The organism is Conexibacter arvalis (genome assembly GCF_014199525.1).
Lineage (GTDB): Bacteria > Actinomycetota > Thermoleophilia > Solirubrobacterales > Solirubrobacteraceae > Conexibacter > Conexibacter arvalis.
Window position 1 is genome coordinate 201148 of the sequence record NZ_JACHNU010000004.1, and the last position, 25552, is coordinate 226699.

25 protein-coding genes are annotated in these 25552 nt (G+C 73.4%); 13 read left to right on the forward strand and 12 right to left on the reverse strand.

The genetic code is table 11. The annotated features are described in order from the left end of the window. Positions 1-9: 9 nt before the first annotated feature. Positions 10-915, reverse strand: coding sequence for an HAD-IIA family hydrolase (locus tag BDZ31_RS15465; protein WP_183343241.1), 906 nt, complete (start codon positions 913-915; stop codon positions 10-12). A 26-nt stretch (positions 916-941) separates the two neighbouring features. Between BDZ31_RS15465 and BDZ31_RS15470 the strand changes: the two genes are divergently transcribed. Then, positions 942-1607: a peptidylprolyl isomerase gene (locus BDZ31_RS15470; protein WP_183343242.1), complete on the forward strand. Its 666-nt coding sequence runs from the start codon at positions 942-944 to the stop codon at positions 1605-1607. 493 nt (positions 1608-2100) lie between these two features. Here BDZ31_RS15470 and BDZ31_RS15475 read toward each other — a convergent pair whose 3' ends face one another. Continuing rightward, positions 2101-5529, reverse strand: a complete 3429-nt coding sequence (locus BDZ31_RS15475) for a M36 family metallopeptidase (RefSeq protein WP_183343243.1) — start codon at positions 5527-5529, stop codon at positions 2101-2103. A gap of 190 nt (positions 5530-5719) precedes the next feature. Between BDZ31_RS15475 and BDZ31_RS15480 the strand changes: the two genes are divergently transcribed. The 5 genes from BDZ31_RS15480 to BDZ31_RS15500 all read left to right on the forward strand — a co-directional run bounded on the left by BDZ31_RS15480 (position 5720) and on the right by BDZ31_RS15500 (position 10160). Further along, complete coding sequence (locus tag BDZ31_RS15480) at positions 5720-6877, forward strand: betaine/proline/choline family ABC transporter ATP-binding protein (protein ID WP_183343244.1); 1158 nt, start codon at positions 5720-5722, stop codon at positions 6875-6877. Between the two features lie 8 nt (positions 6878-6885). After that, a complete protein-coding gene (locus BDZ31_RS15485) occupies positions 6886-7620 on the forward strand; it encodes an ABC transporter permease subunit (protein ID WP_183343245.1) in 735 nt (244 codons plus the stop codon). Then, the gene (locus BDZ31_RS15490; RefSeq protein WP_183343246.1) at positions 7617-8309 is read left to right on the forward strand and encodes an ABC transporter permease subunit; all 693 of its coding nucleotides are present in this window, start codon (positions 7617-7619) and stop codon (positions 8307-8309) included. The genes BDZ31_RS15485 and BDZ31_RS15490 overlap by 4 nt, the downstream gene beginning before the upstream one ends. 135 nt (positions 8310-8444) lie before the next feature. Then, the gene (locus tag BDZ31_RS15495; protein ID WP_343075610.1) at positions 8445-9386 is read left to right on the forward strand and encodes an ABC transporter substrate-binding protein; all 942 of its coding nucleotides are present in this window, start codon (positions 8445-8447) and stop codon (positions 9384-9386) included. A 39-nt stretch (positions 9387-9425) separates the two neighbouring features. Beyond that, positions 9426-10160 (forward strand): DUF72 domain-containing protein, encoded by a 735-nt coding sequence (locus tag BDZ31_RS15500; RefSeq protein ID WP_183343248.1) that lies wholly within the window; start codon positions 9426-9428, stop codon positions 10158-10160. Between the two features lie 62 nt (positions 10161-10222). On the opposite strand, the gene dut is transcribed toward BDZ31_RS15500, so the two are convergent. From dut to miaA, 5 genes are all read right to left on the reverse strand, one after another. Beyond that, the gene (dut, locus tag BDZ31_RS15505; RefSeq protein WP_183343249.1) at positions 10223-10678 is read right to left on the reverse strand and encodes a dUTP diphosphatase; all 456 of its coding nucleotides are present in this window, start codon (positions 10676-10678) and stop codon (positions 10223-10225) included. After that, entirely contained in the window at positions 10675-12084 is a 1410-nt protein-coding gene (gene hflX, locus BDZ31_RS15510; RefSeq protein WP_183343250.1) for a GTPase HflX, read from the reverse strand. Before hflX ends, dut begins: the two co-directional genes overlap by 4 nt. 109 nt (positions 12085-12193) lie before the next feature. Then, positions 12194-13357 carry an LL-diaminopimelate aminotransferase gene (locus BDZ31_RS15515; protein ID WP_183343251.1) on the reverse strand — a complete coding sequence of 388 codons (1164 nt, stop codon included), beginning with the start codon at positions 13355-13357 and terminating at the stop codon, positions 12194-12196. Beyond that, on the reverse strand, positions 13344-14210 hold the full coding sequence (dapF, locus tag BDZ31_RS15520; RefSeq protein ID WP_183343252.1) for a diaminopimelate epimerase: 867 nt from the start codon (positions 14208-14210) through the stop codon (positions 13344-13346). Before dapF ends, BDZ31_RS15515 begins: the two co-directional genes overlap by 14 nt. A 40-nt stretch (positions 14211-14250) precedes the next feature. Continuing rightward, complete coding sequence (gene miaA / locus BDZ31_RS15525) at positions 14251-15174, reverse strand: tRNA (adenosine(37)-N6)-dimethylallyltransferase MiaA (RefSeq protein WP_183343253.1); 924 nt, start codon at positions 15172-15174, stop codon at positions 14251-14253. A 61-nt stretch (positions 15175-15235) separates the two neighbouring features. Here miaA and BDZ31_RS15530 point away from each other — a divergent pair, with 61 nt between their 5' ends. Continuing rightward, a complete protein-coding gene (locus tag BDZ31_RS15530; protein ID WP_183343254.1) occupies positions 15236-16396 on the forward strand; it encodes an FIST signal transduction protein in 1161 nt (386 codons plus the stop codon). Between the two features lie 143 nt (positions 16397-16539). After that, complete coding sequence (locus tag BDZ31_RS15535) at positions 16540-17079, forward strand: aminoacyl-tRNA deacylase (protein ID WP_246345334.1); 540 nt, start codon at positions 16540-16542, stop codon at positions 17077-17079. A gap of 86 nt (positions 17080-17165) precedes the next feature. Here BDZ31_RS15535 and BDZ31_RS15540 read toward each other — a convergent pair whose 3' ends face one another. The 4 genes from BDZ31_RS15540 to BDZ31_RS15555 all read right to left on the reverse strand — a co-directional run bounded on the left by BDZ31_RS15540 (position 17166) and on the right by BDZ31_RS15555 (position 18681). Beyond that, the gene (locus BDZ31_RS15540) at positions 17166-17540 is read right to left on the reverse strand and encodes a PIN domain-containing protein (RefSeq protein WP_183343256.1); all 375 of its coding nucleotides are present in this window, start codon (positions 17538-17540) and stop codon (positions 17166-17168) included. Beyond that, entirely contained in the window at positions 17537-17770 is a 234-nt protein-coding gene (locus BDZ31_RS15545) for a type II toxin-antitoxin system Phd/YefM family antitoxin (protein ID WP_343075600.1), read from the reverse strand. The genes BDZ31_RS15540 and BDZ31_RS15545 overlap by 4 nt, the downstream gene beginning before the upstream one ends. A gap of 18 nt (positions 17771-17788) precedes the next feature. Beyond that, entirely contained in the window at positions 17789-18265 is a 477-nt protein-coding gene (locus tag BDZ31_RS15550) for a hypothetical protein (protein WP_221243096.1), read from the reverse strand. Between the two features lie 200 nt (positions 18266-18465). Next, complete coding sequence (locus BDZ31_RS15555) at positions 18466-18681, reverse strand: ribbon-helix-helix domain-containing protein (RefSeq protein ID WP_183343257.1); 216 nt, start codon at positions 18679-18681, stop codon at positions 18466-18468. A gap of 85 nt (positions 18682-18766) precedes the next feature. On the opposite strand from BDZ31_RS15555, the gene BDZ31_RS15560 reads away from it, so the two are divergent. The 5 genes from BDZ31_RS15560 (at position 18767) to BDZ31_RS15580 (ending at position 25305) form a co-directional block, all read left to right on the forward strand. Beyond that, entirely contained in the window at positions 18767-19561 is a 795-nt protein-coding gene (locus BDZ31_RS15560; protein WP_183343258.1) for an SDR family NAD(P)-dependent oxidoreductase, read from the forward strand. Positions 19562-19747: 186 nt separating this feature from the next. Then, entirely contained in the window at positions 19748-21745 is a 1998-nt protein-coding gene (locus BDZ31_RS15565; RefSeq protein ID WP_183343259.1) for a transglycosylase domain-containing protein, read from the forward strand. Between the two features lie 165 nt (positions 21746-21910). Then, positions 21911-23998 carry a HAMP domain-containing methyl-accepting chemotaxis protein gene (locus tag BDZ31_RS15570; RefSeq protein ID WP_183343260.1) on the forward strand — a complete coding sequence of 696 codons (2088 nt, stop codon included), beginning with the start codon at positions 21911-21913 and terminating at the stop codon, positions 23996-23998. 133 nt (positions 23999-24131) lie between these two features. After that, on the forward strand, positions 24132-24785 hold the full coding sequence (locus tag BDZ31_RS15575) for a hypothetical protein (RefSeq protein WP_183343261.1): 654 nt from the start codon (positions 24132-24134) through the stop codon (positions 24783-24785). Between the two features lie 115 nt (positions 24786-24900). After that, entirely contained in the window at positions 24901-25305 is a 405-nt protein-coding gene (locus BDZ31_RS15580) for a VOC family protein (protein ID WP_183343262.1), read from the forward strand. A gap of 19 nt (positions 25306-25324) precedes the next feature. On the opposite strand, the gene BDZ31_RS15585 is transcribed toward BDZ31_RS15580, so the two are convergent. Next, a complete protein-coding gene (locus BDZ31_RS15585; RefSeq protein WP_183343263.1) occupies positions 25325-25519 on the reverse strand; it encodes a hypothetical protein in 195 nt (64 codons plus the stop codon). Between the last annotated feature and the right edge of the window lie 33 nt (positions 25520-25552).

Here is a 25552-nt window from a genome sequence, read left to right on the forward strand (position 1 = left end):
CGCGGAACCCTACCCGGCGGCGCGGTTCCACTCGGCTGGGGGCAGCGGCGGGACCGGCGGCCCGGGGGTCGGCGGGAGGATCGTCGGCGGGCCGTCGCCGAGCACGAGCGCGGCGAGGTCGGCGGCGATCGCGACCGGCGCGGGGTCGGCGGCGTCTGCCTGCGCGCGTGTCGTCGCGCCGCTGAGCACGATCGCGCCGTCGAGTCCGGCGGCGTGGGCGCCGGCGAGGTCGGCGTCGAGCCGGTCGCCGACGACGAGCGTCGTGTCCGGCTCGGCCCCGAGCCGGTCGAGCGCGGTGCGGAAGATCTCCGGCTCGGGCTTGCCGACGGCGCGCGCCTTCCGCTCGGCGGCGTGCTCGAGCGCGGCGACCAGCGCGCCGGTGCCGGGCCACATGCCGTCGGGCATCGGGAAGGTGCGGTCGCGGCCGGCGGCGACGAAGTCGGCGCCGCCGATCAGCGCCTGCGTCGCGATGCGCAGCTCGTCGAAGCGGAGGTCGTCGTGGCCGGCGGCGACGACGACCTCGGCGTGCGGCGCGTGCGGCGTGCCGTTGACGACGCGCAGGCCGGCGTCGGCGACGTGACGGTGGATCGCGGCGGTGCCGATCACGTATGCGGTCGAGCGGCGCGCGCCGTGGGTCTCGGCGAGGTGGTGCTGGAGCGCGCCGCCGACGGTGACGACCTCCTCCAGCGAGGCGCGGAAGCCGAGCGACCACAGCTTGCGGACGTACTCCTCGGCGGTCGAGCGGGTGTCGTTGGTGACGAACGCGACGCGCTTGCCGGCGGCCCGCAGCGCCTCCAGCGCGCGCGGCGCCTCACGCGTCGGCGCTCCGCCGACCCAGAGGCAGCCGTCGAGGTCGAGCAGGAGGTGGTCGTAGGCCCGCAGCAGCGGGGTGAGGGTCTGCGAGAGCGGTGACACGGCGGCTCCCATTATCCTGCCCTGCCGTGCGACGCTCCTTCTCCCTCCCCCTCGCCGGCGTCGTGGTGGCGCTGCTCGCCGCCGGATGCGGCTCCGACGACGACGCGACGACGACCCCGACCGCGGTCGGCTGCGTGAGAGTCGCCGCCCCGGGCGCCAAGACCGAGCAGGCGGCGAGAAAGCCGTCGCAACCGCTGACCCCGGGGGTCGAGTGGAAGGCGGTCGTCTCGACCAACTGCGGCTCGTTCACGATCGCGCTCGACACGGAGCACTCGCCGCGCACGACCGCGTCGTTCGCGACCCTCGCGAGAAGAGGGTTCTACGACGATCTCAGCTTCCACCGGATCGCCCCCGGCTTCGTGATCCAGGGCGGCGATCCGCTCGGCAACGGGACCGGCGGCCCCGGCTACACGATCACCGAGAAGCCGCCGAGATCGGCGAGATACACGCACGGCGTCGTCGCGATGGCGAAGACGGCGACCGAGCCGGACGGGACCTCGGGCAGCCAGTTCTTCATCGTCACCGGCGAGGACGCCCAGCTGCCGCCGCAGTACGCGGTGCTCGGCAGAGTCGTCTCCGGCCTCGACGTCGTCGACATGATCGACCAGCTGCCGCTGAAGGAGACCGACCCGCAGGGCTCCGAGCCGGTCGATCCGGTCGTGATCGAGCGCGTCTCGATCATGGAAGGCTGAGCGGCAGCCACGGCGCCTCGCGCAGACGGCTGAGCAGGCCTCTCGGGGCCTGGCGCGGACCGCTGCGCGAGCGCCCCGACGCCTGGCGTGGACCGCTGCGCGCCGCCGGGGCCCGGCGTGGAGCGCGGCGCGCCGCCGGGCCTGGCGTGGCGGCGCCGTCGCGGCCGCACGACACGCACCCCCTTCTCCGTCGTGTCATGTCATGACATCGACGGGGACGTCATGTCATGACAGCCCCGCACGAGGGTCGCAGCACGCCCCGCGGGGCGGCGCGGCACGCCCGCGACGGCACCGCGGAACGCCGCACGCGGGCAGTTCGACATGCGCGGCACGCGGGGAGCGCGGCACGCCCCCTGGGGGCAGTTCGACATGCGCGGCACGCCCCTGGGGGCAGCTCGGCACGCCCCTGAGGGCAGCTCGGCACGCCCCGCGAGCAGCGGCGTTGCCCAGCCTGCGCCGCCCGGCTCATGCGCGCGGGCGGCGCTGTGGGTCCTCAGCGCCGCAGCAATGGCTTGGCGACGATCCGCGTCCTGTTGCGGGCGCCGTCGGTCGCGGTGACCGTCAGCGTGACCCGGAGCGATCGCGCCCGCGCCAGCTTCCGTCTCACCGCCGGGCGGAGCTTGAGGCGCACCGTCCCGGTCTTGCGTGCGGCCAGTCTGCGGATCCCTGCCGAGGAGAGTCGGAACGTCCCCCGGCGCGCTCTCGTCAGCCCCAGCCTGCGCGCCGTCGCCGCGGGCAGCGTCACCGTCGCGGCCACCCGCGTCGCCTCGTCGAAGCGGACCTTCACCGGCATCCCGGCGCGGCTGCGCAGCGCCGTCAGCGCCTTGCGCTTGGGCGGAGCCGGCTTCAGCAACGACCGCGGCTTGCGCGTGTCGGCTCTCGGCCGCGGTCTGGGCTCGGGCTCGAGCTCCAGCTCCGGCTGTCTCGGCTGCTCCTCCGGTCTTCTCGGCTCCTCGGGTCTTCTCGGCTCCTCGGGCTCTCTCTCGACGCTCGCCGTGCCGTGGATGCCGAACTCGGCGAGGTCCATGAATCTCTCGCCGGCGTCGCCCGGGTTGCTGCGCTGCGGGCTCAGCATCGTGATGCGGACGTATCTGACCGCGGCGGTCGTGCCGGCCGCCGGCGTCAGGGTGTGCAGTCTGTGGTTGGGCCGGTCGGCGCGGTGGAACGTGCCGGTCACCGAGGTTCTGAACTGCCGCGTGTCGTCCGCGGTCTCGATCCGGAACGAGCCGAGCGACGCCGTGTCGTCGTCGCCGCAGATCGCGCCCGGGTCGAGCTGGAACGTGCCGACGTCGACCGCCCGCGGGAGCATCAGCTCGATCGTGCGCGGCCCGGGCGCCGAGTCTGGGAACTCGTCGTCGTCGTCGCTGACGACCCCATCCCACTGCGGCGAGTAGCTGGCCCAGCCGTTGTGGAGCGTCCCGTCGATCGCGTTCTCCGCCGCGCACGGCTGGCCGAAGTCGGGGTCGACGCCGGCGAGCACCGCGGTGCCGCCCGACGCGAGCGCCCAGTTGCGGCGCAGTTGGACATCGCGGGTCGACGAGCCGTCGCCGGCGACGGTGAACGGCCTGGTGTCGGCGATGTCGTAGCCGGCGAGCGTGACGCGCAGCCGCGGGTAGGTCGTGCCGGCTCTCGCGGTCAGCGACCAGCTGCCGTCGGCGCCGGTGGTCACCTCCGGCGCGCCCGGCCCGGGCAGCGCGACCGTCGCGCCGGCCAGCGGCGCCCCGGTCTGCTCGTCCGTCACGGTCCCGCGCAGCGTCACCGACGCGCCGGCCGGCGGCTCCAGCTCGAAATCGGCCAGCGGCGCGGGGTCGGCGGCGTCGCTCGTCGCCGCGAAATAGCCCATTCCGCGTCTCGCGAACACCTGCCAGATCAGGTCGCGGTCGACGCGTGCGTTCATCGTCGCGTCGTATCTGAGGATCGCGTCGCGGGCGTCGAGGAAGGTCGGCTCGGCGGGCGTGATGCGCATCCCCTCGGTGACCAGCTCGCGGGCGCGTCGGACCCCGTCGACGTCACCGTGGCGTCTGATCAGCTCCGTGCGCAGGTCCCACAGCGTCTGCGACCAGATCTCGCCGTCGGCGTGTACCTGCGCGCCGAGCGCCTCGCCATCCTGCACGGACCGCCACACGCTGCCGTAGTCGGCATAGGTGAATCCGCCTCGGGCGCATCGGGGCGCGGTCGAGCCGACCGGGCAGTCGAGCGCCGAGTAGCGCAGCGTGCTCTCGCCCGCCCCGAGATAGGCGGCGAGCACCACCTCGCCGTCGACCTCGGGATCATCGGCCTGCAGTCGCGCCTCGGGGTCGTCCCCGACGAGGAAGTCCATCGCGTACCAGTCGCTCCATGCCTCGCCCATCGCGCCGCCCTGCGGGCTCGTCAGCGCTCCTTCGCGGGTCGCGGTGTCGATCACGAGGCGGTTCGAGAGGCCGTGGGCGTACTCGTGGTAGACAACCGAGGCGTCGTCGCCGGCGTTGGCCGCGACGGGGCTGTCGAACAGATACAGCTGCATCACGGGCGACTCGCCGTCGGGCGGTGTCGACATGTTCGCGTTGTTGCGGTGGTATCTGTCGGGCACCCCGCCGTCGGTCACGGCGCCGTCGCTGGTCTCGACGAAGACGCCGTCGCCCCTTCCGGCGTCGTCCCAGCGGAAGTTGCCCGATGCCTCGTCGAACCCGATCGGCTGCTCGCGCAGGTGCTCGGCGAAGGTGTTGACGAACCAGAACGCCTGCACCGCATTCTGCTCGCGATTGGCGATGACGCTGTCGGCGTCGCCCAGTCTCCACGCGCACGGGAACGCCGGCAGGCATCTCGGGTCGCCGGCCGCCTCGAAGGTATACGCCCATGCCGGGTCCGCCGGCGTGCCCGTGTTCGACTCGACCTGGTCCGCTGGCTCGGGCAGGTCGTCGTCGCCGTACGGCGAGTCGTCGTCGTGGACGTCCGAGTAGACCCACGCGTTGTTCCCCAGCAGCATCGACCCGTCGTAGACCCAGTCGCCCCCGAACGGCTGCGGTCTCTGGATGTGGCCGTCGTTGCCGGAGATCGCAGGCGAGGGGCTGTAACTCCAGACGTCGCCGCTCGCCGCCCAGCGCACCATGTTGTCGCGCTTCAGGACCTCACCGTCCGCCGCGTCGATCAGGTAGCTGTAGACGTGCGTGCTGTCGACGCGCACGCGAACGTGCCAGGCGAGGCGGTTCCCGCCGACGGCCGGGTGGATGACGAGGCTCGCGATCGAGTCGTCGGCAAACCGGGTCGTCCGGCGCGCGCCGCCGTCGCTGCGGGTGACCGACGGCGTGGCAGCGGTCGCGCCGGCGTCGGCGCGGGCGCGTCCGAGCGCCGCGCTGGCGGAGAGCGACGGCGTGACGCGCTCCACCGAGGCGTCGGCGAGCGGCGGGCCCTGCACGTCGATCAGACGCCCGTCCGGCGCGACGTGCGCGCGCAGCCCAGCGCCGGTCACCGGGATCCCGCGGTGTCGTTGGGTCCACCGCAGGACGCGGATGCCCGCGGGCGTGATCGAGTCGTCAGGCGCTCCGAGCGCGGCGATGTCGTCGTCGGCGAGGCCGAACAGTCCGCGCCGCTCCCGGACCCAGTTCAGCGCGATCTCGACTGGCGGTGCGCTGCTGCGCCCGGTCAGCGCGCCGTCGGTCCGGCCGATGACGCGCGGCGTGCGCGTCACCGGGTCGAGCTCGACCACCGCGTGGCGGCCGAGCGACCGCGCGACCGATCTCGCCGCCCGCTCGCGCACGGCCGGGGTCGGAGCCGGCGCGGCGACCGCGCTGTCGCGCGCGTCGAACGTGGGGCGCCCCTCCCGCTGCTGCGGCGCCCCGATCGCGCCCGCGGTCGCGGGCAGGAGCGCCGCGGCGGCGACGCCGGCCAGCGACGCGGCGAGCAGGGGCGAGCCGGTGCTGAGGGCGCGGCGAAGCGGTGGCACGAGGGGGGACTTCCTTGTCTGACGGCGGGACGAGGGCGCTTTGCCGACAGGATCGGCAGGGGCTGCCCGTGCTGTAGCGATCGGATCATCGCGTGTCAGCCGGACGACGCCTGGCGCGCGGGCGATCGTTCGCGTGCTGACGTCCGAGCGGAGACTAGACTGTGTCGTTCCCTTCCACAGGGACTGCTCTGTGAACAGCGAGAACACCGCCCAGACTGAGGGGCCGTCGGGCTACCCGACAGCCGCCCCGCTGGAGTTCCGTCACGTCGGCAAGCGCTACCCGGGCGCCTCCAGAGCCGCGATCGAGGATCTCTCGTTCGCGGTCCCCGCCGGGGAGATCTGCGTCCTCGTCGGCCCGTCCGGCTGCGGCAAGACGACCGCGATGCGGCTCGTCAACCGCATGATCGACCTGACCTCCGGCGACATCCTGCTCGACGGCGTCAGCGTCGCCGCGCGCAAGCCCGCCGAGCTGCGGCGCGAGATCGGCTACGTGATCCAGCAGATCGGCCTCTTCCCCCACCAGACGATCGCGCAGAACATCGCGACCGTGCCGAAGCTGCTCGGCTGGGACAGGCAGCGGACCGCCGCGCGGATCGACGAGCTGCTGGAGCTGGTCGGGCTCCCGGCGGAGATGGGCGCCCGCTACCCGGGCGAGCTGTCCGGCGGTCAGCGCCAGCGCGTCGGCGTCGCCCGCGCGCTCGCCGCCGACCCGCCGCTGATGCTGATGGACGAGCCGTTCGGCGCGATCGACCCGATCAACCGCGAACGGCTCCAGAACGAGTTCCTGCGCCTCCAGCGCGAGATCCGCAAGACGATCGTCTTCGTCACCCACGACATCGACGAGGCGATCAAGATGGGCGATCGGATCGCCGTCATGCGCGAGGGCGGCCGGCTCGCCCAGTACGCGACCCCCGACGAGCTGCTCGCCGAGCCGGCGGACGAGTTCGTCGCCTCGTTCGTCGGCGCCGACCGCGGCCTCAAGCGGCTGACGCTCAGCAGACTCGACGACATATCCCTGATCGACGGCGCCGCCGCCCACGTCGGCGACGACGCCGACGCCGCGCGGGCGCTCGCCGACCGCCAGCAGACCGACGAGCTGGTCGTCGTCGACGGCGGCGAGGTGCCGATCGGCCGGCTGCCGGTCGAGCGCCTCAACGGCCAGCCGGTCTCGCAGACCGACGTCGAGCCGCTCGTCGCGACCGCCCGCCGCGAGACCTCCCTGCGCGACGCGCTCTCGCTCGTCGTCGCCGACGGCAACCGCCCGCTCGTCGTCGTCGAGGACGACGGCCGCCTCGCCGGCCTCGTCTCGCTCGAGCTGATCAGCGACGCCCTCCGCCCGCCGGGGTGACGAGCGCCGTGTCACTCGCGCTCTCAGCGCCCTTCGCCCAGGCCGAGCCGGTCATCCCGGAGTTCGGCAGAGGCAGCTCCTGCGTGCGCGACAACGGCCTCTTCTGCTGGAGCTGGGTGCAGGACAACTGGTCGGGCACGCTCCAGCCGGCGCTGCTGGAGCACATCGCGCTGACGCTGATCGCGGTGCTGATCGGCTCCGCGATCGCCTTCACGCTCGCGCTCGCCGCCCACAAGCGCGGCTGGCTGGCGACGCCGGTCGTCGTCGCCACCGGATTCCTCTACACGATCCCGAGCCTCGCGCTCTTCCAGCTGCTCGTGCCGATCACGGGCCTGACGCGCACCACCGCCGAGATCGCGCTCGTCTCCTACACGCTGCTGATCCTCTTCCGCAACATGCTCGCCGGCCTCTCCGGCGTGCCGGCCGAGGTCAGAGACGCCGCGATCGGGATGGGCATGACGCCCCGCCAGCTGCTGTGGAAGGTCGAGCTGCCGTTGGCGCTGCCGGCGATCGTCGCCGGCCTGCGGATCGCGACCGTGACCGTCATCAGCCTCGCGACCGTCGCCGTCTTCGTCATCAACGAGGGCCTCGGCGCGCCGATCTACAGCGCGCTGCAGCAGACCTTCAAGACCGAGCTGATCGCCGCCGGCGCGCTGTGCGTCGCGCTCGCGCTGGTCGCCGACGCGCTGCTGGTGTTGCTGCAGCGCGCCCTCTCCCCCTGGACCCGGACGGCGCGCTCGTGAACGACTTCCTCGACGCCTTCCAGTTCATCGGCGACAACGCCTCGCTGCTGTGGCAGCTGACGCTCGACCACCTCGCGCTGACCGGCGCGGCGATGGGGATCGCGCTCGTGATCGCGATCCCGCTCGGCGTCTGGCTCGGCCATCTGCACCGCGGCTCGTTCGCCGCGATCAACATCTCCAACGTCGGCCGCGCGCTGCCGAGCCTCGCGCTGATCTCGATCGGCGTCGCGCTGCTCGGGATCGGCTTCGTCAACGTGATGGTCGCGCTCGTCGTGCTGGCCGTGCCGCCGATGCTGACGAACGCCTACGTGGCGGTCGACGGCGTCGACCGCGACGCCGTCGAGGCGGCGCGCGGGATGGGCATGACGCCGATGGAGGTGCTGATGCGGGTCGAGCTGCCGCTCGCCCTGCCGCTGATCTTCGCGGGCATCCGCACGGCCGTGGTCTACGTGATCGCGACCGCGACGCTCGGGTCGGTCGCCGGGGCCAGCAGCCTCGGCGACATCATCGTCGACCAGGCGACGTACCGCCTGCCCGGGGTGCTCGGCGCCGCGATCTGCGTCGCCGCGCTCGCCCTGGTCGCCGAGCTGCTGTTCGCCGGGCTCCAGCGGGCGGTCACGCCGCGCGGGCTGCGCGAGCGCCACCGCGCCGGAGCGGCCGTCGGGCCGGCGACGACGACGGAGACGTAGTGCTGGCTGCGATCGCAGCGAGGTGCCGGACGGCACGAGGAGGAACGTCCGGTTCCTGGGAGAGGGGGACGCTGGTGTGAAGGTATGCCGACAGAGAAAGGACGACTCAACGTGAAGCAGGGAACGTTGCGCACGGTGCTCCTGGCGCTGGTCGCGCTCGTGCTCGCGGTCGGAGTGGCCGCGTGCGGAGACGACGACAACGACAGCGGCACGACCGCCGCCGCGGGCGGCGGGGCCGAGACGACGTCGACCGCGCCCGGCGAGGGCAAGCCGGCGATCACGCTCGGCACGAAGAACTTCACCGAGCAGTTCGTGCTCGGCGAGCTGTACCGGCAGGGCCTCGAGGCGAGAGGGTTCACCGTCAACCTGAAGGAGAACATCGGCTCGACCGAGATCGCCGACAGAGCGCTGAGAAGCGGTCAGATCGACATGTATCCCGAGTACATCGGAATCTTCAACACGACCGTCGCCGGCGACACGAGAACCTACCCGGACGCCGAGGCCGCCTACGCGGCCGGCAAGGCCTACGCGGAGAGAAACGGCTTCACGCTGCTGCCGCTGACGCCGTTCGAGAACGTCGACGCGCTGGCGGTGACGCCCGAGTACTCGGAGAGAAACGGGCTCAGAAGCCTCGCCGACCTCACGAAGGTGAGAGGGTTCCGCCTCGGCGCGGCGCCCGAGTTCCGCAACCGCCCGACCGGCCTGCCCGGTCTGGAGAGAGGCTACGGGATCACCGACGTGAGATTCTCGCCGCTGACGATCGGCCTCCAGTACCAGGCGATCGACAACGGCAAGATCGACGTCGCGCAGGTCTTCACCACCGACGGCCAGCTCGTCGGCGGCAGATACGTCGTGCTGGAGGACCCGAAGAAGATATTCGGGATACAGAACGTCACCCCGGTCGTCTCCACCAGAGCGCTCGACGCGCAGGGCCAGGGCTTCCAGGAGACGGTCGACGCGATCAGCAGAGTGCTGACGACCGAGGCGATGCAGAGAATGAACGCCGCGGTCGACATCGACAAGCAGGACGCGGCCGAGGTCGCGAGACAGTACCTCGAGGCCAACGGCCTCCTGTAGCGGGTGCGCCGATGCCGTCCCGGGTAGCACCGGGACGGCATGCCTCCCGTCCACGTCGGCTGCTCGGGCTGGGTCTACAGAGATTGGCGCGGCGCCTTCTACCCGGAGGGCTGCCCGCAGTCGCGCTGGCTGCCCGCCTACGCCGAGCGGTTCGCGACCGTCGAGCTGAACTCGACCTTCTACCGCCTCGCGAGACCGGCCGCGGTCGCCAGATGGGTCGAGCAGACACCGCCGGGCTTCCTGTTCGCGGCGAAGGCGAGCCGCTACCTGACCCACATGAAGCGGCTGACCGACCTGTCGCGCGGCGTCGAGCGCTACTACGACTCGATCGCGCCGCTGGTCGAGTCGGGCAAGCTCGGCCCGGTGATCTGGCAGCTGCCCGAGAACTTCCACCGCGACGACGAGCGGCTCGCGTCCGCGCTGGAGGCGGTCGCTGCGCGCCCGCCGGGCCGGCACGCCTTCGAGTTCCGGCACGAGAGCTGGTTCGTCCCCGAGGTCGAGGCGCTGCTGCGCGACCACGGCGTCGCGCTCGTGATCGGCGACACGCCGCAGCGGCCCTTCCAGGCCGACTGGCTGACCGCCGGCTTCACGCTCGTCCGATTCCACCACGGCAGCAGAGGCCGGCGCGGCAACTACTCCGACGCCGAGCTGCGCGCCTGGGCGCGGCGGCTGCGCGGCTGGCGGCGGAAGGTCGAGGTCTTCGCCTACTTCAACAACGACTGGGAGGCGTTCGCGCCGAGAAACGCGGAGCGGCTGCGCGAGCTGGTCGGGTGAGCGCGTCGCAGCGCGGCGGGCTCGACGCCGCGGAAGCGCGACGTGACGGCGCCGGGCCTGCGCTACGCGCCGCTGGAGCCGAAGCCTCCGCTGCCGCGCTCGCTGTCGGGCAGCTCGTCGACCTCGACCGTCTGCGGCAGCTCGACGCGGATCACGACGAGCTGGGCGATGCGGTCGCCGACGGCGATCTCGCACGGCTCGTCGCGGTCGGTGTTGAGCAGCAGCACGCGCAGCTCGCCACGGTAGCCGGCGTCGATCAGGCCCGGCGCGTTGACGAGCGCGATCCCTCTCTTGGCGGCGAGGCCGGAGCGCGGCAGCACGAGGCCGGCGTGGCCGTGCGGGATCGCGACGGCGATCCCGGTGCCGACCAGCGCGCGGGCGCCGGGCGCCAGCGTCAGCGCCTCGACGGCGTGGAGGTCGAGGCCGGCGTCGCCGTCGTAGGCGCGCCTGGGCAGGATCGCGTCGGGATGGAGCCGCTTCATCGGAAGCGGCGCCGTGGTCGCTGCGGTGGTGCTCATGCGGGGCGGCTGCCGTCGGCGGCGGGACGGTCGCCGTCGGCGGTCGGACGGTCGCCGTCGGCGGCGGGACCGGCGCCGTCGGAGCCGACCGCGTAGCGCTGGAAGCGAGCGGCGACCGTCGCCGGCACTCTCGCCGTGACGCGGACGCCCTCGGGCGTGTCCTCGCGCACGAGGTCGCCGGCGATCTCGTGCAGCTCGGCCAGTCTGCCGCCCTCTCTGTAGGGCAGCAGCAGCTCGACGTCGCGCAGGCGGCGGGCGAACTCCTCCTCGATCCGGTCGCCGAGCTCGTCGAGCCCCTCGCCGGTCAGCGCCGAGACGAGCAGGCCGTCGGGGTGGCGCAGGCCGACGTCGATCCGCTGCTCGGCGTCGAGCGCGTCGGCCTTGTTGAGGATCAGCATCCGCGGCTGGTCGCCGGCGCCGATCTCCCCCAGCACCGAGTCGACGGCGCTCATCATCTCGTTGAGGTCCTCCTCGGGCGCGGAGGCGTCGACGACGTGCAGCAGCAGGTCGGCCATGCGCGTCTCCTCCAGCGTCGCGCCGAAGGCGTCGACGAGCTGGTGGGGCAGCTTGCGGATGAAGCCGACCGTGTCGGTCAGCAGGTAGTCGCGCCCGCCGAGCCGGTAGGAGCGGGTCGTCGGGTCGAGCGTGTGGAAGAGCCGGTTGCGGACGCCGACCTCGGCGCCGGTCAGCCGGTTCAGCAGCGTCGACTTGCCGGCGTTCGTGTAGCCGACCAGCGCGACCGTCGGCAGCTGCGCCCGCGCGCGCTCGGCGCGCATCGTCTCGCGCGACCCTCTCACGCGCTCCAGCCGGCGGCGCAGCGCGGTGATGCGGTCGCGCGCGAGACGGCGGTCGGTCTCGATCTGCGACTCGCCCGGGCCGCGGGTGCCGATGCCGGGGCCGCCGCCGGGCGCGCCGGCGCCGGCGCCGAGCCGCTCGAGATGGGTCCACAGCCCGCGCATGCGCGCGAGGTTGTACTGCAGCTGCGCCAGCTCGACCTGCAGCTTGCCCTCGGCCGTATGGGCGTGGCCGGCGAAGATGTCGAGGATGACCGTCGTGCGGTCGACGACCGGCACGTCGAGCAGTCTCTCCAGGTTGCGCTCCTGGCGCGGGCTCAGCTCGTCGTCGCAGGCGACCACGTTCGCGTCAGAGCGCTTCAGCTGCTCTCTCAGCTCCTCGATCTTGCCGGGGCCAAGGTAGGTGTTCGGGTGCGGTCTCTCGCGATGCTGGACCAGCTGCCCGACGACCGCCACCCCGGCGGTCCGCAGCAGCTCCCGCAGCTCGGAGAGGTCGTCTCCCGCCTCCAGCGCGCCGATCATCAGCGCGCGCTGCTTGGCGCGCCCGGCGGCGGCGCTCTCTCGGCCTCTCGTCTCGGCCACTCGGCCGTTGCGGCTGCGGGTCGTCGTCACCCCCTCCAGTCTAGTGGCGCGGCCAGCGGCGGCGGCCGTCCCCGACGGTGGCCGCGCTGCGCCGCGCGGGCGCCGCGCCCGGGCGGCCGGGCGCGGCGCGACAGGAGCGTCAGCCGAGCTGCTTGATCCGCTCGACGGCCTCGACGAGGCGGTCGTCGGGGGTGGTGAGCGAGATGCGGAAGAAGCCCTCGCCGCTGGTGCCGTAGGCGCCGCCGGGCGAGATCACGACGGCGGCCTGCTCCAGCACGTGCTCGCAGTAGGCGGCCGAGCTGTCGTAGCCGGCCGGCACGGGCGCCCAGACGTAGATCGTGCCCTTCGGCGCGGTCACGTCGACGCCGGCCTGCTTCAGCGCGTCGACGACGAGGTCGCGGCGACGCGCGTAGACCTCGTTCATCTTCGCGACCTCGGCGTCGACCTCCGGCGAGAGCGCCTCGACCGCCGCCAGCTGGACCGCCTCGAAGAGGCCCGAGTCGACGTTGCTCTTCAGCTTCCAGTAGGCGCCGATCGCCTCCGCGTTGCCGACGATCGCGGCCGCGCGCCAGCCGGTCATGTTGTAGCCCTTGGAGAGCGAGAAGACCTCGACGCCGACCTCCTTGGCGCCGGGCGTCGCGAGGAACGACGGGGCGACGTAGCCGTCGTAGGTCGTCTCGCTGTACGCGTTGTCGTGCACGACGAGGATGTCGTGCTGCTTCGCGAACGCGACCACCTTCTCGAAGAAGCCGTCCGGCACGATCGCGCCGGTCGGGTTGTTCGGGTAGTTGATGAACAGCAGCTTCGCGCGCTCGGCGTCGGCGTCGGAGATCGCGTCGAGGTCGGGGGCGAAGCCGAGCTCGGGCTTCAGCGGCATCAGCACCGCTCTGGCGCCGGCGAGCAGCGGGCCGCCGGTGTAGACCGGGTAGCCGGGGTCGGAGGCGAGCGCGACGTCCTCGGGATCGAGGAAGCAGAGCGACAGGTTGAAGATGCACTCCTTCGCGCCGATCGCCGGCATGATCTCCGTCGCCGGGTCGAGCGTCACGCCGAAGCGGCGGTCGTAGAAGGCGGCGACGGCGTCGCGGAGCTCCTGGCGGCCGCGGTTGGACGGGTACTGGTGGGTGCCCGGGTCGGCGACGGCCTGCTGCATCGCCTTCACGATCGGCTCATAGGTCGGCGTGTCGGGATCGCCGATGCCGAGCGAGATGACGTCGATGCCCGCCGCCTTCTTGTCGGCGATCTTCTTCTCCAGCTGGGCGAAGAGGTACGGCGGGATCAGGTCGAGTCGCTTACTCGGTCTCATGCAGCTCCTTCAGGAAGTTCTCCGACAGCTCGCCCCTGAAGACAGGGACGGCCCAGCCGGTCAGGTTCACGTGCAGGTCCTCGGCGACCTCGACCTCGAGCTCGCCGCCGTCGAGCACGACCGTGACGGTCGAGACGTCCTCCCCCGCCCCGCCGCCGCGCATCACGTGCGCGACCGCGGCGCCGGTCGCGCCGGTGCCCGAGGAGAGCGTCTCGCCGACGCCGCGCTCGAAGATCCGGGCGCGGATGCGGCCCGGCTCCAGCGCGGCGTACCAGGAGACGTTCGTGCGGTTGGGGAACAGCTCGTGGTGCTCGATCGCGCCGCCGATCGCCGGCAGGTCGAGCGCCTCCAGCTCGGCTACCGACTCGACCCGGATCGAGCACTGCGGGTTGCCGATCGAGACGTGCTGGAAGCGCCAGGTCGCGCCGTCGGCGGTCAGCTCGGCGAGGCCGTCCGCGGGGCCGGACGGGAAGTCCTTCGACGTCAGCCTCGCACGGCCCATGTCGACCTTGCAGGTCGTCGGCCCGGTGATCTGCGGGCGGATCTCGCCGGCCGCGGTCATGATCGAGAACTCGTCGGCGTCGGTCCAGCCGCGCTGGCGCAGGTACATGATCGCCTCGCGCGCGCCGTTGCCCGACAGCTCGGCCTCCGAGCCGTCGGGGTTGAAGATCTTCAGGTCGGCGACGAAGCCCGGCTGCTCGCTCTCGCTCAGCAGCAGGATGCCGTCGGCGAAGACGCCGAAATGGCCGGCGCAGAAGGCGCGGATGCGGGCCGGCGTCAGCTCGAACGGGAGGTCTCTCGCCTCGACGATCGCGTAGTCGTTGCCGAGCGCCTGCCACTTCTCGAACTTCACGCTGCCTCCGGGGTCATGGGTCGGGATCGCGGGGACGGGGTCATCGGCGGCGGACATTATCGGCTGCCGCCGCGATCTCGGCCGCGACCTCCGCCGCGTCGCGCCCGGTGACGTCGATCGTCTCGACGCCGGCCAGCTTGCGCATCCACGTCAGCTGCCGCTTGGCGTAGTTGCGCGTGCGCCGCTGCATCGCCGCGACGTCGCCGGCGAGCAGGTCGGCGAAGCCGAGCGCCTTGCGCGCGGTGTCCGAGGCGCCGGCGGCGTTGGCGGCGAGCACCTCCTCGCGCGCGCCCGCGGCGACCATCGCCTCGACGCGCTCGTCGATCCGCGCGTACAGCGCCTCGCGCTCCATCGTCAGGCCGGCGAGCACGGTCGGGTGGCGCATCTCGTCGGTCCACAGCTGCGAGGGGGCCTCCTCGACCGGCGGCTCCAGCTCGCCGGCGTCGAGCAGCTCGTGGGCGCGCACGATCCGCTGGCGGTCGTTGGGGTCCATCGTCGCCGCCCACGGCGCGCGGCGTCTCAGCTCGGCGTGGAGCGCGGGTGCGCCGATCCGCTCCAGCTCGGCCGTCCAGCGCTCGCGCGCGCCCTCGGGCGGCGGCGGCTTCAGCCGCAGCTCGGTCAGCGCAGCGCGCAGGTAGAGGCCGGTCCCGCCGACGACGATCGGCGTGCGGCCGGCGGCGAGCGCGTCGTCGATCTCGGCGTGGGCGAGCTGGGCGTACTGGCCGGCGCTGAAGGTCTCCTCGACCGGCAGGAAGGAGATCAGCCGGTGCTCGAGCGCGGCCTGCTCGGCGGCGTCGGCGGCGCCGGTCAGCACCTCCAGGCCGCGGTAGACCTGGAGCGCGTCGGCCGAGACCGCGACCGGATCCTCGCCGGCGGCCCGCAGGCGCTCGGCGAGCGCGAGCGCGACCGCGGTCTTGCCGATCCCGGTCGGCCCGAAGATGGCGATCACGACAGCTCTTGCCACGGGCGGCAGCATCGCAGGGCGAGGTGTCGAGCGGCCTCGCGGCCGGCAGTAGAGTGGAGCGATGAGCGCGGTCCGCATCGGCACAGGGGTCTCGACGCACGGCGACGCGCGCGTCGGAGCGATCGAGGCCGGCCATGCCGCCAGCCAGGCGCTCGGCGGCGAGAAGGCCGACATCGCCGTCGTCTTCGCCGCCGGCGCCCACCTCGCCGCGCCGGAGGCGACGCTGGAGGGCGTCCACGAGGCGCTGCGGCCGCCGGCGCTCGTCGGCTGCGGCGCCGGCGGGGTGCTCGGCGGCGGCGCCGAGCACGAGGCCGGGACGGCGGTGGCGGTGTGGGCGGCGGCGCTCGGCGACGGCGTCGCGACGACCTTCCACGCGACCGCGCGCCAGCTCGACGAGTCGATCGCCGTCACCGGGATGGAGAGCCTGACCGGCGCGCGCGGCGCGATCCTGCTGCCCGACCCGTACACCTTCCCGACCGACGCGCTGCTGCAGGACCTCGCGACGCGGGCGCCGGGCGTGCCGGTCGTCGGCGGGCTGGCGAGCGCCCGCACCAAGGAGGGCTCGACGGCCCTCTTCCACGGCGACCGCGTCTGCGACGGCGGCGCGGTCGGCGTCCGCTTCGACGGGATCGACCTGCTGCCGTGCGTCTCGCAGGGCGCGACGCCGGTCGGGCCGGAGATGACGATCACCGCCGCGGAGGGCAACGTGATCGCCGAGCTGGCCGGCCGTCCCGCGCTCGACCACATACGCGAGACGATCGAGCAGCTCGACGCGCGCGAGCGGACGCTCGTCGCCGGCGGCCTGCTCGTCGGGCTCGTCGTCGAAGGCGGGCAGCCGGAGTACGGCCACGGCGACTTCCTCGTGCGCGGCCTGCTCGGCGCCGACCCGGTCGCGGGGACGATCGCGATCGCCGCGCCGGTCCGGCCCGGCCAGGTGCTGCGCCTGCACGCGCGCGACGCCGCCTCCGCCGACAGGGACCTGCACGACCAGCTGCGCCTGCGCGTCGAGGCGCTCGGCGGCAGCGCGGCCGGGGCGCTCGCCTTCGCGTGCCATTCACGCGGCCGCGAGATGTTCGGCATCGCCGACCACGACGCCGGCCTGCTCGCCTCCGAGCTCGGCGGGGCGCCGTCGGCCGGCTTCTTCGCCGCCGGCGAGATCGGCCCGGTCGGCGGCCAGAGCTTAATGCACTCCTTCACCGCGACGATCGCGCTGTTCGCGTGAGCGCGGGCGCCGCGGGCCGCCGCGCGTGGGGCGCAGCGGCGGTGCCTGACGCGCACGCGAGAGATCCCGCGGACCGCGATGCGCTGACCGCCGGTGGATCGACGCGCCGCGGGCGCGGGTATCCGGATCGCGAGGTGAGCGCGATGGAGAACCCGGATCCGAGCGCGACGAGCGGCTTCGAGAGCGTCGTCCACCACCTGGACGCGCACGGCGTCGCGTACGAGGTGGTCGAGCACGACGTGACCTCGACCGCGGTCGGCGACGCGGCGGCCAGCAACGTCGACCCGGCCGCCGCCGGCAAGACGCTCGTGCTGCACGACCATCGCGGCTACTCGCTCGCGGTCGTGCCGGCCGACCAGCACCTCGACATCGCCCACGTGCGCGAGCTGACCGGGGCCAGCAGCCATCTGCGGCTGGCCAGCGAGGAGGAGATGGCGCGCGACCTGCCGCTCTACGAGGTCGGGGCGGTCCCGCCGATCGGTCCGCGGCTGCCGGCGATCGACGTCGTCGACGTGCGCCTCGTCGGGGTCGACCGCGCTCTCTTCGCCGCCGGCGACCACCGCCACTCGCTGCTCGTCTCCGTCAGCGACCTGCTGCGCCTCGCCGAGCCGCGCGTCGCCGACGTCTGCGAGGTCCGCGACGAGCGCGACCCCGAGGACCGCGAGGGCTTCTTCCCCGGGTAGCGTCGTCGAGCGGGCACGCGGTCCGCGGGGACGGGCGCGGTGGAGCCGGGACGCTGCGGGTCGGTGGAGCGGGGGTTCCCGCCCGCTCACCACACGACCGGCAGGCCGTAGGACGCGAGCGCCCCGTCACGGCTGACGAGCGTCGCGCCCTCGACGGTCGCCTGCGCGACCAGCATGCGGTCGAACGGATCGCGATGGTGCCATGGCAGCTGCTCGACGACCGTCGCGTGGGCCGCGGAGACCGGCAGCTCGCGGACACCGCCGCGGACCAGCGTCGCGGCGAAGTCGCTCGGCGCGCGCAGCTTCCCGAGCGACCGCTTGATCGCCACCTCCCAGACGACCGCCGCGCTCAGCAGCACGTCGTTGCCGGGATCCTCCAGCGCCGCGGCGGCCGCGTCGCCGAAACGAGGGTCGTCGGCGAGCCACCACAGCGCGGCGTGCGTGTCGAGCAGCAGCTTCACGCGCCGAACGCGTCGGCGATGTCGGCGGGCAGCTCGTCGAAGTCGGGCGCCAGCTCGACCTGATCGCGCCAAGCGCCGCGGACCTCCGCCATCGCGTTGCGCCGCTGCACCGGGACGAGCCGGACGACCGGCGTCCCGTGGCGCGCGATCACGATCTCCTCGCCGGCCTCGGCGCGCTCGACCAGCTTCGAGAGCGTCGTCTTCGCCTCATGCATCCCGACCTGGATCACGAGACCAGCTTAGCTAGGTTAGCCAACGTCCCACAGCGCGGCGGTGGCGCGCTCGGCGCCGGGGTCGCGGATCCGCTGGAAGTTGCGGCCGCCGCGGGCGAAGGTCGCGGCGACCGCGGCCGGCACGTCGTGCTCGCCGAACGGCCGCTCGAGCCAGCGCGCCGGGCGCACATGCGGGATCCCGACCGCGCGGGCGGCGGCCGAGTCGTCGTAGCGCCATGGGCCGGCGAGGCGGCCGAGCCGGTAGGAGCCGTCGCCGACGCGCGTCCAGAGGAAGGCGCCGTCGGGGACCGACGCGAAGCGGCGCAGCAGGCGGCCGGCCTTCTCGCCGTGGGCCGCGGCGGCGGCCGCGACCGCAGCGTCGAGCGTCGCGGGAACCTCCGCCAGCAGGTCGCCGATCCCGACGACCCCGCGCGCCAGCGCGTGCTCGGCGCCCGCGCCGTCCGGCAGGTCGCGGTCACGGGCTCGCATCGGCGCGCGGTGGATCGCGGTCACGGCCGTGAGCCTTGCCGCCCGGCCCGCCGCTCACACTGCGGCGGCCCGGCGCCGCCCGCATCCGCAGCGCAGCGGTCGGGCGCGTAGAGCGGCGGCGCCGGCCGGCAGGCGCAGCCTCACAGCGCCAGGTGCAACCGCAGCGCGTCGTCGAGCGAGGCGAGCCGGGTCGAGATCGACCATGCGGATCTCGCCGCGCCGCATCAGAGGCCGTCGCCGGCGGCGGGATCCCAGACGGCCGTCTCGCCTTCGCTCTCCCATGCGGTGAAGGCCTCGCCGTACGCATCCTGCAGCTCGGCCGTTCGCAGCCCGCGTATCGCCGCCTGGACGACCGCCGAGCGGGACGCCATCCCGTGGGCACGCGCGTACTCGTCGAGGAAGCGCACGTCGTCGTCCGGAACACTCACACTCAGCTTCACACGAGCGATGCTACCTGCCGGTAGGACCGGCGGTGTGGCGGCCATCCCGCACCCGTCGCCAGTCGTTTCTGACAGGGTGTCGGCCATGACGGAGATCCGAGGGACGACGATCCTGCTGACGGGCGCGACGGGCGGGATCGGGCAGGCGATCGCACGGACGCTGGCGGCGCGCGGCGGCAGGCTGATCCTCACCGGTCGGCGGACCGACGTGCTCGAGCCGCTGGCGCGCGAGATCGGCGGCCGGGCGCTCGCGGCCGACCTCGCCGACCGCGCTGCGCCGGAGCGGCTGGTCGCCGAGGCCGGCGACGTCGACATCCTCGTCGCCAACGCCGCGCTGCCGGCCAGCGGGACGCTCGACGACTACACGCTCGAGCAGGTCGATCGGGCGCTCGACGTCAACCTGCGCGCGCCGATCGCGCTCGCGAAGCTGCTCTCCGAGCCGATGGCGGCGCGCGGGCGCGGCCACCTCGTCTTCATCTCCTCGCTGTCGGGCAAGTCGGCCCAGCCGGGCGGCTCGCTCTACTCGGCGACGAAGTTCGGGCTGCGCGGCTTCGCGCTCGGGCTGCGCGAGGACCTGCGCGACCGCGGCGTCGGCGTCTCGACCGTCTTCCCGGGCTTCATCCGCGACGCCGGCATGTTCGCCGACGCCGGCGTCGAGCTGCCGAAGGGCGTCGGAACCCGCACCCCCGACGACGTCGCCGCCGGCGTCCAGCGCGCGATCGAGCAGAACCGCGCCGAGGTCGACGTCGCGCCGCTCAGCCTCCGGCTCGGCGCGATCGCCTCGGGCGTCGCGCCGCAGCTGTCGGCCGACGTCTCCCGGCGGCTCGGCAACGCGAGGGTCACGCAGGGCCTCGCCGCCGGCCAGCGCCACAAGCGGTAGCCCGCCCGCCCGCACCGGCTGCGGGCGCTCGCGCCGGCAGCCGGCGCAAGACTGGATTCCGGACCAGCCTACGGGCAGCGGGGGACGCTTCCGAGCGCCACCTTGGATGGGACCGTCAGGAACCTGACGCGGGCCGCTCGCCGACGGCGGTGCGACGGCGCCGGCGGGAACGCTCCCGGCAACGCGATGAGTCGTCGGGACCGACATCGGCGCCTGCGCCACCGAGGCCATCCGCTGCGCACGACGCTGCTCGGCGCGCTCGCGGTCGCGCTCACCGCGTTGGCGGCGGCCGGGACCGTCTTCGGCGCGTGGGTCGTGCAGATCGTCGACGAGACGCCCGACATCGATCAGCTGCGCCCCAAGCCCCAGCCGGCCGTCTCGGCGGTCTACGCCGCGGACGGCAGACGGCTCGGCTTCATCGCCGGCGACGTCGTGCGCGATCCGCTCCGCGGCCGCGGGGTGCCGACCGTGATGAAGCAGGCGACGGTCGCGATCGAGGATCGCCGCTTCTACGCCCACGGCGGCGTCGACGTCGTCGGGATCGTGCGCGCGGCGGCCGAGAACGTCGTCAACGGCCGCACCGTCCAGGGCGGCTCGTCGCTGGCGATGCAGCTCGTCCGCAACCTCTACCTGCCGGGCACCAAGTACGACAAGACGATCGAGCGCAAGGTGCGCGAGGCGAAGCTCGCCGAGCAGCTGGAGGACGAGCACTCGAAGGCGTGGATCCTCGACACCTACCTCGACAACGTCCCGTACGGGACCGTCGGCGGGCAGACGGCCGTCGGCGTCGAGGCGGCGGCGCGCGTCTTCTTCGACCAGCCGGCGCGCCGCCTCACGCTCCCCCAGGCGGCGCTGCTCGCCGGCCTCCCCCAGGCGCCGACGCTCGACAACCCCTTCCTCCACCCGCGCCGTGCCAGACAGCGCCGCGCCGAGGTGCTGCGGGCGATGGTCGACAACGACGCGATCACGCCGGCCGAGGCGGCGGAGGCGTCGCGCCGGCCGCTCGGCGTGCGGCGCAACAGCCACTACGGCGAGCGGAGCGAGCCGTACGTCGTCGACCTCGTCGAGCGCGAGCTGAGACGGCGCTGGGGCGAGGCGGCGGTGCGCCGCGGCGGCCTCCGCGTCGAGACCGCGATCGATCCGCGGCTGCAGGCGCTCGGCCGCCAGGCGATCGCCGACCACCTCTCCCTGCCCGGCCAGCCGGCGGCGGCGCTGACGACGATCGACCCGGCCAACGGGCAGATCCGCGCGCTCGTCACCTCGGCCTCCTACGCCGACAGCGAGTTCGACTACGCGACCAGCGCCCGCCGCCAGCCGGGCTCGACCTTCAAGGCGATCGACCTGATGGCGGCGGTGCGCGAGGGGATCGACCCGGAGTCGAAGACCTACGTCTCGCGCCCGCTCGGCGCCGGCTGGCTGCCGCAGGAGCCGACCTGGAGCGTCGCCACCTCGGAGGGCAGCTACCACGGCACGATGACGCTCGCCGACGCGATCATCGCCTCCGACAACACCGTCTACGCCCAGCTCGGCGCCGACCTCGGCGGCGACACGATCCGCCAGGCCGCCTACGACATGGGCATCACCTCCCACCTCGACGGCTTCCCGGCCGAGTCGATCGGCGGCCTGCGGATAGGCGTCACCCCGCTGGAGATGGCCGACGCCTTCGCGACGATCGCGAGCGGCGGCTGGCGCAACACGCCGACCGCGGTCGTGCGCGTGACGCGCGACGGCGAGAAGCTGGAGCCGCGCCGCCCCGCGCCGCGGCGCAGGGAGTTCACCGCGGACCAGGCGGCGGCGGTGACGCGCCCGCTGCAGGACGTGCTCGTGTCGGGCACCGCCGCGGGGATGGGGATCGGCTGCCCGGCGGCCGGCAAGACCGGCACGACGAACAGCTTCACCGACGCCTGGTTCATCGGCTTCACGCCGCGCCTGTCGACCGCCGTCTGGGTCGGCTACCCCGACGAGACCGCGTCGATGTCGGCCGTGCCCGGCTACGGCGAGGTCTTCGGCGCGACGATCCCGGCGCCGATCTGGCAGCAGTACATGACCGGCGCGGTCGGCGGCGCCTGCGAGGACTTCCCGGCGGGGAGCGAGCCGGCACAGGCGAGCGCCGTCGACCCCGCCTCCGCCGCCTCCGGCAGCCCGAGCGATCTCGGCGCCGACACGTCCACGCCGACGCCGTAGGCGACCTGCCAGGCCAACCCGGTGAACGGTCGCGTTCGCTCGACTTTGGGCGAAACGACGCCCACACGCCAACCTTTGTGCGTTGCCTCACACAGACTCGATCAGCGACGGTCGCGGCCGATCAACGAGATCGTTGCCGCTTTTCTCGACCATGGAAGGTCTGCCTTGAGATTCACCGTCCGTACCAAGCTGCTCGCCGGGTTCCTGGTCGTGGTCGCGCTGATGGCCGTGATCGGCATCATCGCGATCACGCGGATCGGCTCGATCACCGACGAGACGCGCGGGCTCGGCGACGACGTCATCCCGTCGACCGAGAACGTCGGCGACATCCGCGAGAACGTCTTCACGTACCGGCTCGTCCAGACGCGCTGGGCGACCGCCGTCGACCCGTCGGACCGCAGAAGAATGCTCGACTCGCTGGAGTCGACCCCGAGACTGGTCGACGCGGCGATCGCGCGCGGCAGATCGCTCGCGAGCGACGCCAGGGACGAGGCCAACTACGAGGCGCTCGCCGACGCCTGGAACAGCTACCAGACCGACACGTTTGGGCCCCTGCGCGACGCCGTCGCCGCCGGCGACACGAGAGCCGCGATCCAGGTGATCGGCGGCGAGGTCGGCTCGGCCTCCTTCGCGAGACTGAGAGACGCGGTCGTCACGACGATCGAGTACCAGCGCAGGCTGGCCGCGAGCACCGTCGACGACGTCGAGCGCACGGCCGACACCGCCCGCACCGTGATCGTCGTGCTGCTGATCGTCGCGACCGCCGCCGCGATCGGCCTCGCGCTCCTGATCGCCCGCTGGCTCGCCGGCGGCCTGCGCCAGATGCTGGCCGCCGCGCGCGGGATCGCCCAGGGCGACATCGAGCAGAAGGTCGAGCTGGAGTCCGACGACGAGCTCGGCGAGACGGCCGCGGCCTTCCGCGAGATGATCGCCTACCTCGACGAGATGGCCGCCGCCGCGCGCAGCATCTCGGCCGGCGACCTCGCCGTCCACGTCGCGCCGAAGTCCGACAGGGACGCGCTCGGCAGCGCCTTCGCGCAGATGAGCGCCGAGCTGCGCGAGGCGCTCGGCGACCGCTCCTGCCTGGAGGCGCTCGTCCAGCGGATGGAGTCGCTGCGCGGCCGCGACCTCGACGAGCTCGAGGGCGCGCTGGAGGCGATGGCGCGCGGCGACCTGACCGTCGACGTGACCCCCGTCACCGAGCCGATCGGCGCCGCTGACGGGCTCGCCCCCGGCCGCCTCGCGGAGATCTTCGACGCGATGCTGGAGACGACGCGCGGCTCGGTCGTCGGCTACAACGCGATGCGCGAGAAGGTCGCCGCGATGCTGACGCGGATCACGCAGGAGTCGCAGGCGGTCGCCGCCGCCTCCCAGCAGATGGCGACGACCTCGGAGGAGTCGGGCCGCGCGGTCGGCGAGATCGCCTCCGCGGTCGGCGAGGTCGCGGCCGGCGCCGAGCGCCAGGTCCGCACCGTCGGCGAGGCGCGCGAGCTGGCCGAGGAGGTCGTCACGACGACCGTCGCCTCCAACGAGAACGCCGCCGCGACGGCGAAGGCCGCCGAGCAGGCGCGCGACGTCGCCGAGGAGGGCGCCACGACGATCGCCGAGGCGACCGAGGCGATGCAGGCCGTCCAGGCGACCTCGCAGGAGGTGACGGAGACGATCCGCAACCTTGGCTCCAAGTCGGACGAGATCGGCAGCATCGTCGCCACGATCACCGGCATCGCCGAGCAGACCAACCTGCTCGCCCTGAACGCCGCGATCGAGGCGGCGCGCGCCGGCGAGCAGGGCCGCGGCTTCGCCGTCGTCGCCGAGGAGGTCCGCAAGCTGGCGGAGGAGTCGCAGCAGGCCGCCTCGTCGATCGGGTCGCTGATCTCCGAGATCCAGCGCGAGACCGGCCGCGCGGTCGACGTCGTCGAGAGCGGCGCCCAGCGCACCGCCGACGGCGTCGTGACGGTCGCGCAGGCGCGCGACTCGTTCCTGCGGATCGGCACCAGCGTCGAGGACGTCAGCGGCCGCGTCGGCCAGATCGCGCTGGCGATCGGCGAGATCTCGCAGAGCGCCGCGCGGATGCAGGAGAACATGGCCGACGTCGTCTCGGTCGCCGAGCAGTCGTCGGCCTCGACCGAGCAGGTCTCCGCCTCGACGCAGCAGACCTCCGCCTCGACCCAGGAGATCGCCGCCTCCGCCCAGGAGCTGGCGAAGACCGCCGAGGAGCTGGAGCGCCTCGTCGGCCAGTTCACCCTCAGCTGACGGGCAGCGGCGGTCCGTGCGTCGCCGCGACGCGCGGACCGCCGCCGGCCGGCGCGGTCAGCCGCCGAGCGCGCGGCGCCAGGCGAGGGAATCTCCCGTTTAGTCGCGGCGTCGTCTGACCGATAACCGGCTCATGAGCACGTTCAGCCCCACCGACGTCGTCGGCCGCGCCCTCACGATCTACAGGGATCACGCCGGCGCGCTGATCCCGGCCGCGATCGCCGTCTTCGCGATCGTCGCCGTCGCCAACCTCGTCTTCGACGACGGGCTGCTGGCGGCGCTCGCCGGCGCGATCGGCGCGATCGCCACGATCTTCTACCAGGGGATGGTCGTGAGACTGGTCGACGACGTGCGCGACGGCGCGCTCGACTCGTCGGTCGGCGAGCTGTTCAGGAGCGTCGCGCCGGTAGCGCTGCCGCTCTTCCTGCTGGCGATCGTCGTCGGCATCTCGGTCGCGATCGGGCTGGTCCTGCTGATAATCCCCGGCCTCTTCCTGCTGACGATCTGGGCCGTCTCCGCGCCGGCGGTCGTGCTGGAGGGCAAGGGCGTCTTCGCGGCGCTCGGCCGCAGCCGCGAGCTGGTCAGGGGCAACGGCTGGAACGTCTTCGGCGTGATCGTGATCGTCTGGGCGCTGATGATCGGCGTCGGCATCGTCGGCGCGGCGATCGGCGCGCTCGGCGGCGACGTCCTGCGCGTGCTCGTCCAGTGGGCGGTCAACGTGCTCGTCGCCCCGGTCGCCGCGCTCGCGACCGCCGTCCTCTTCTTCACGCTCCGCGACGGCCGCTGATCGGCGCCGGCCGCGGCCGGGTCCCTCCTCCAGCGCTTCCGCGGCTGGAGGAGGCCGGCCTCGAATCCGGCGCCGGCGCGCGATGATTTCCGGCGGCGGGGACGGTCTCAACGACATGAGCGATTCCATACAGGCCCCCACCACCGTCACGAACATCGTCGTCGCGATGTTCACCGTCGCCGACCAGGACGCGGCGCTCGCGTTCTACACCGAGAAGCTCGGCTACGAGCTGCGCGGGGACACCCGCTTCGGCGAGAACGGCGAGATGCGCTGGCTCGAGGTCGCGCCGCCCGGCTCGACCGCCCGCCTGGCGCTCAACCCGCCGATGGGCGGCGAGACGCCCGGCGGTAGCTCGATCGGCGTCGAGACGCGCGACGTGCACGGCGAGCACGCGCGGCTCAAGGCGCTCGGCGTCGACGTCGACGAGCCGATGAGCGCCCCCGGCGCGCCGCTGCTGTTCATGATGCGCGACCCCGACGGCAACCACATCGCCGTCGTCGAGGCGCCGCCGGCCGGCTGACGCTGCGAGGCGGCGCGGGCTATCTCCGCGCCGCCTTCAGCTCCTTCTTGGCGACGACGTCGATCATCACGTAGCTGCCGTCCTCGCGGCGCTCGGCGAAGCCGCGCTGGGAGAGGCGCTTGAGCACGACCGGGCAGCGCTTGCAGCGAGGCTTGGACTTGCAGCACTTCTTCTTCGGCTTGACTCTCGCCCCGTGCTTGAACGCCTTCGCCATCTCGCGGGTCAGTGTAGGAGCCGCGGGTAGGCT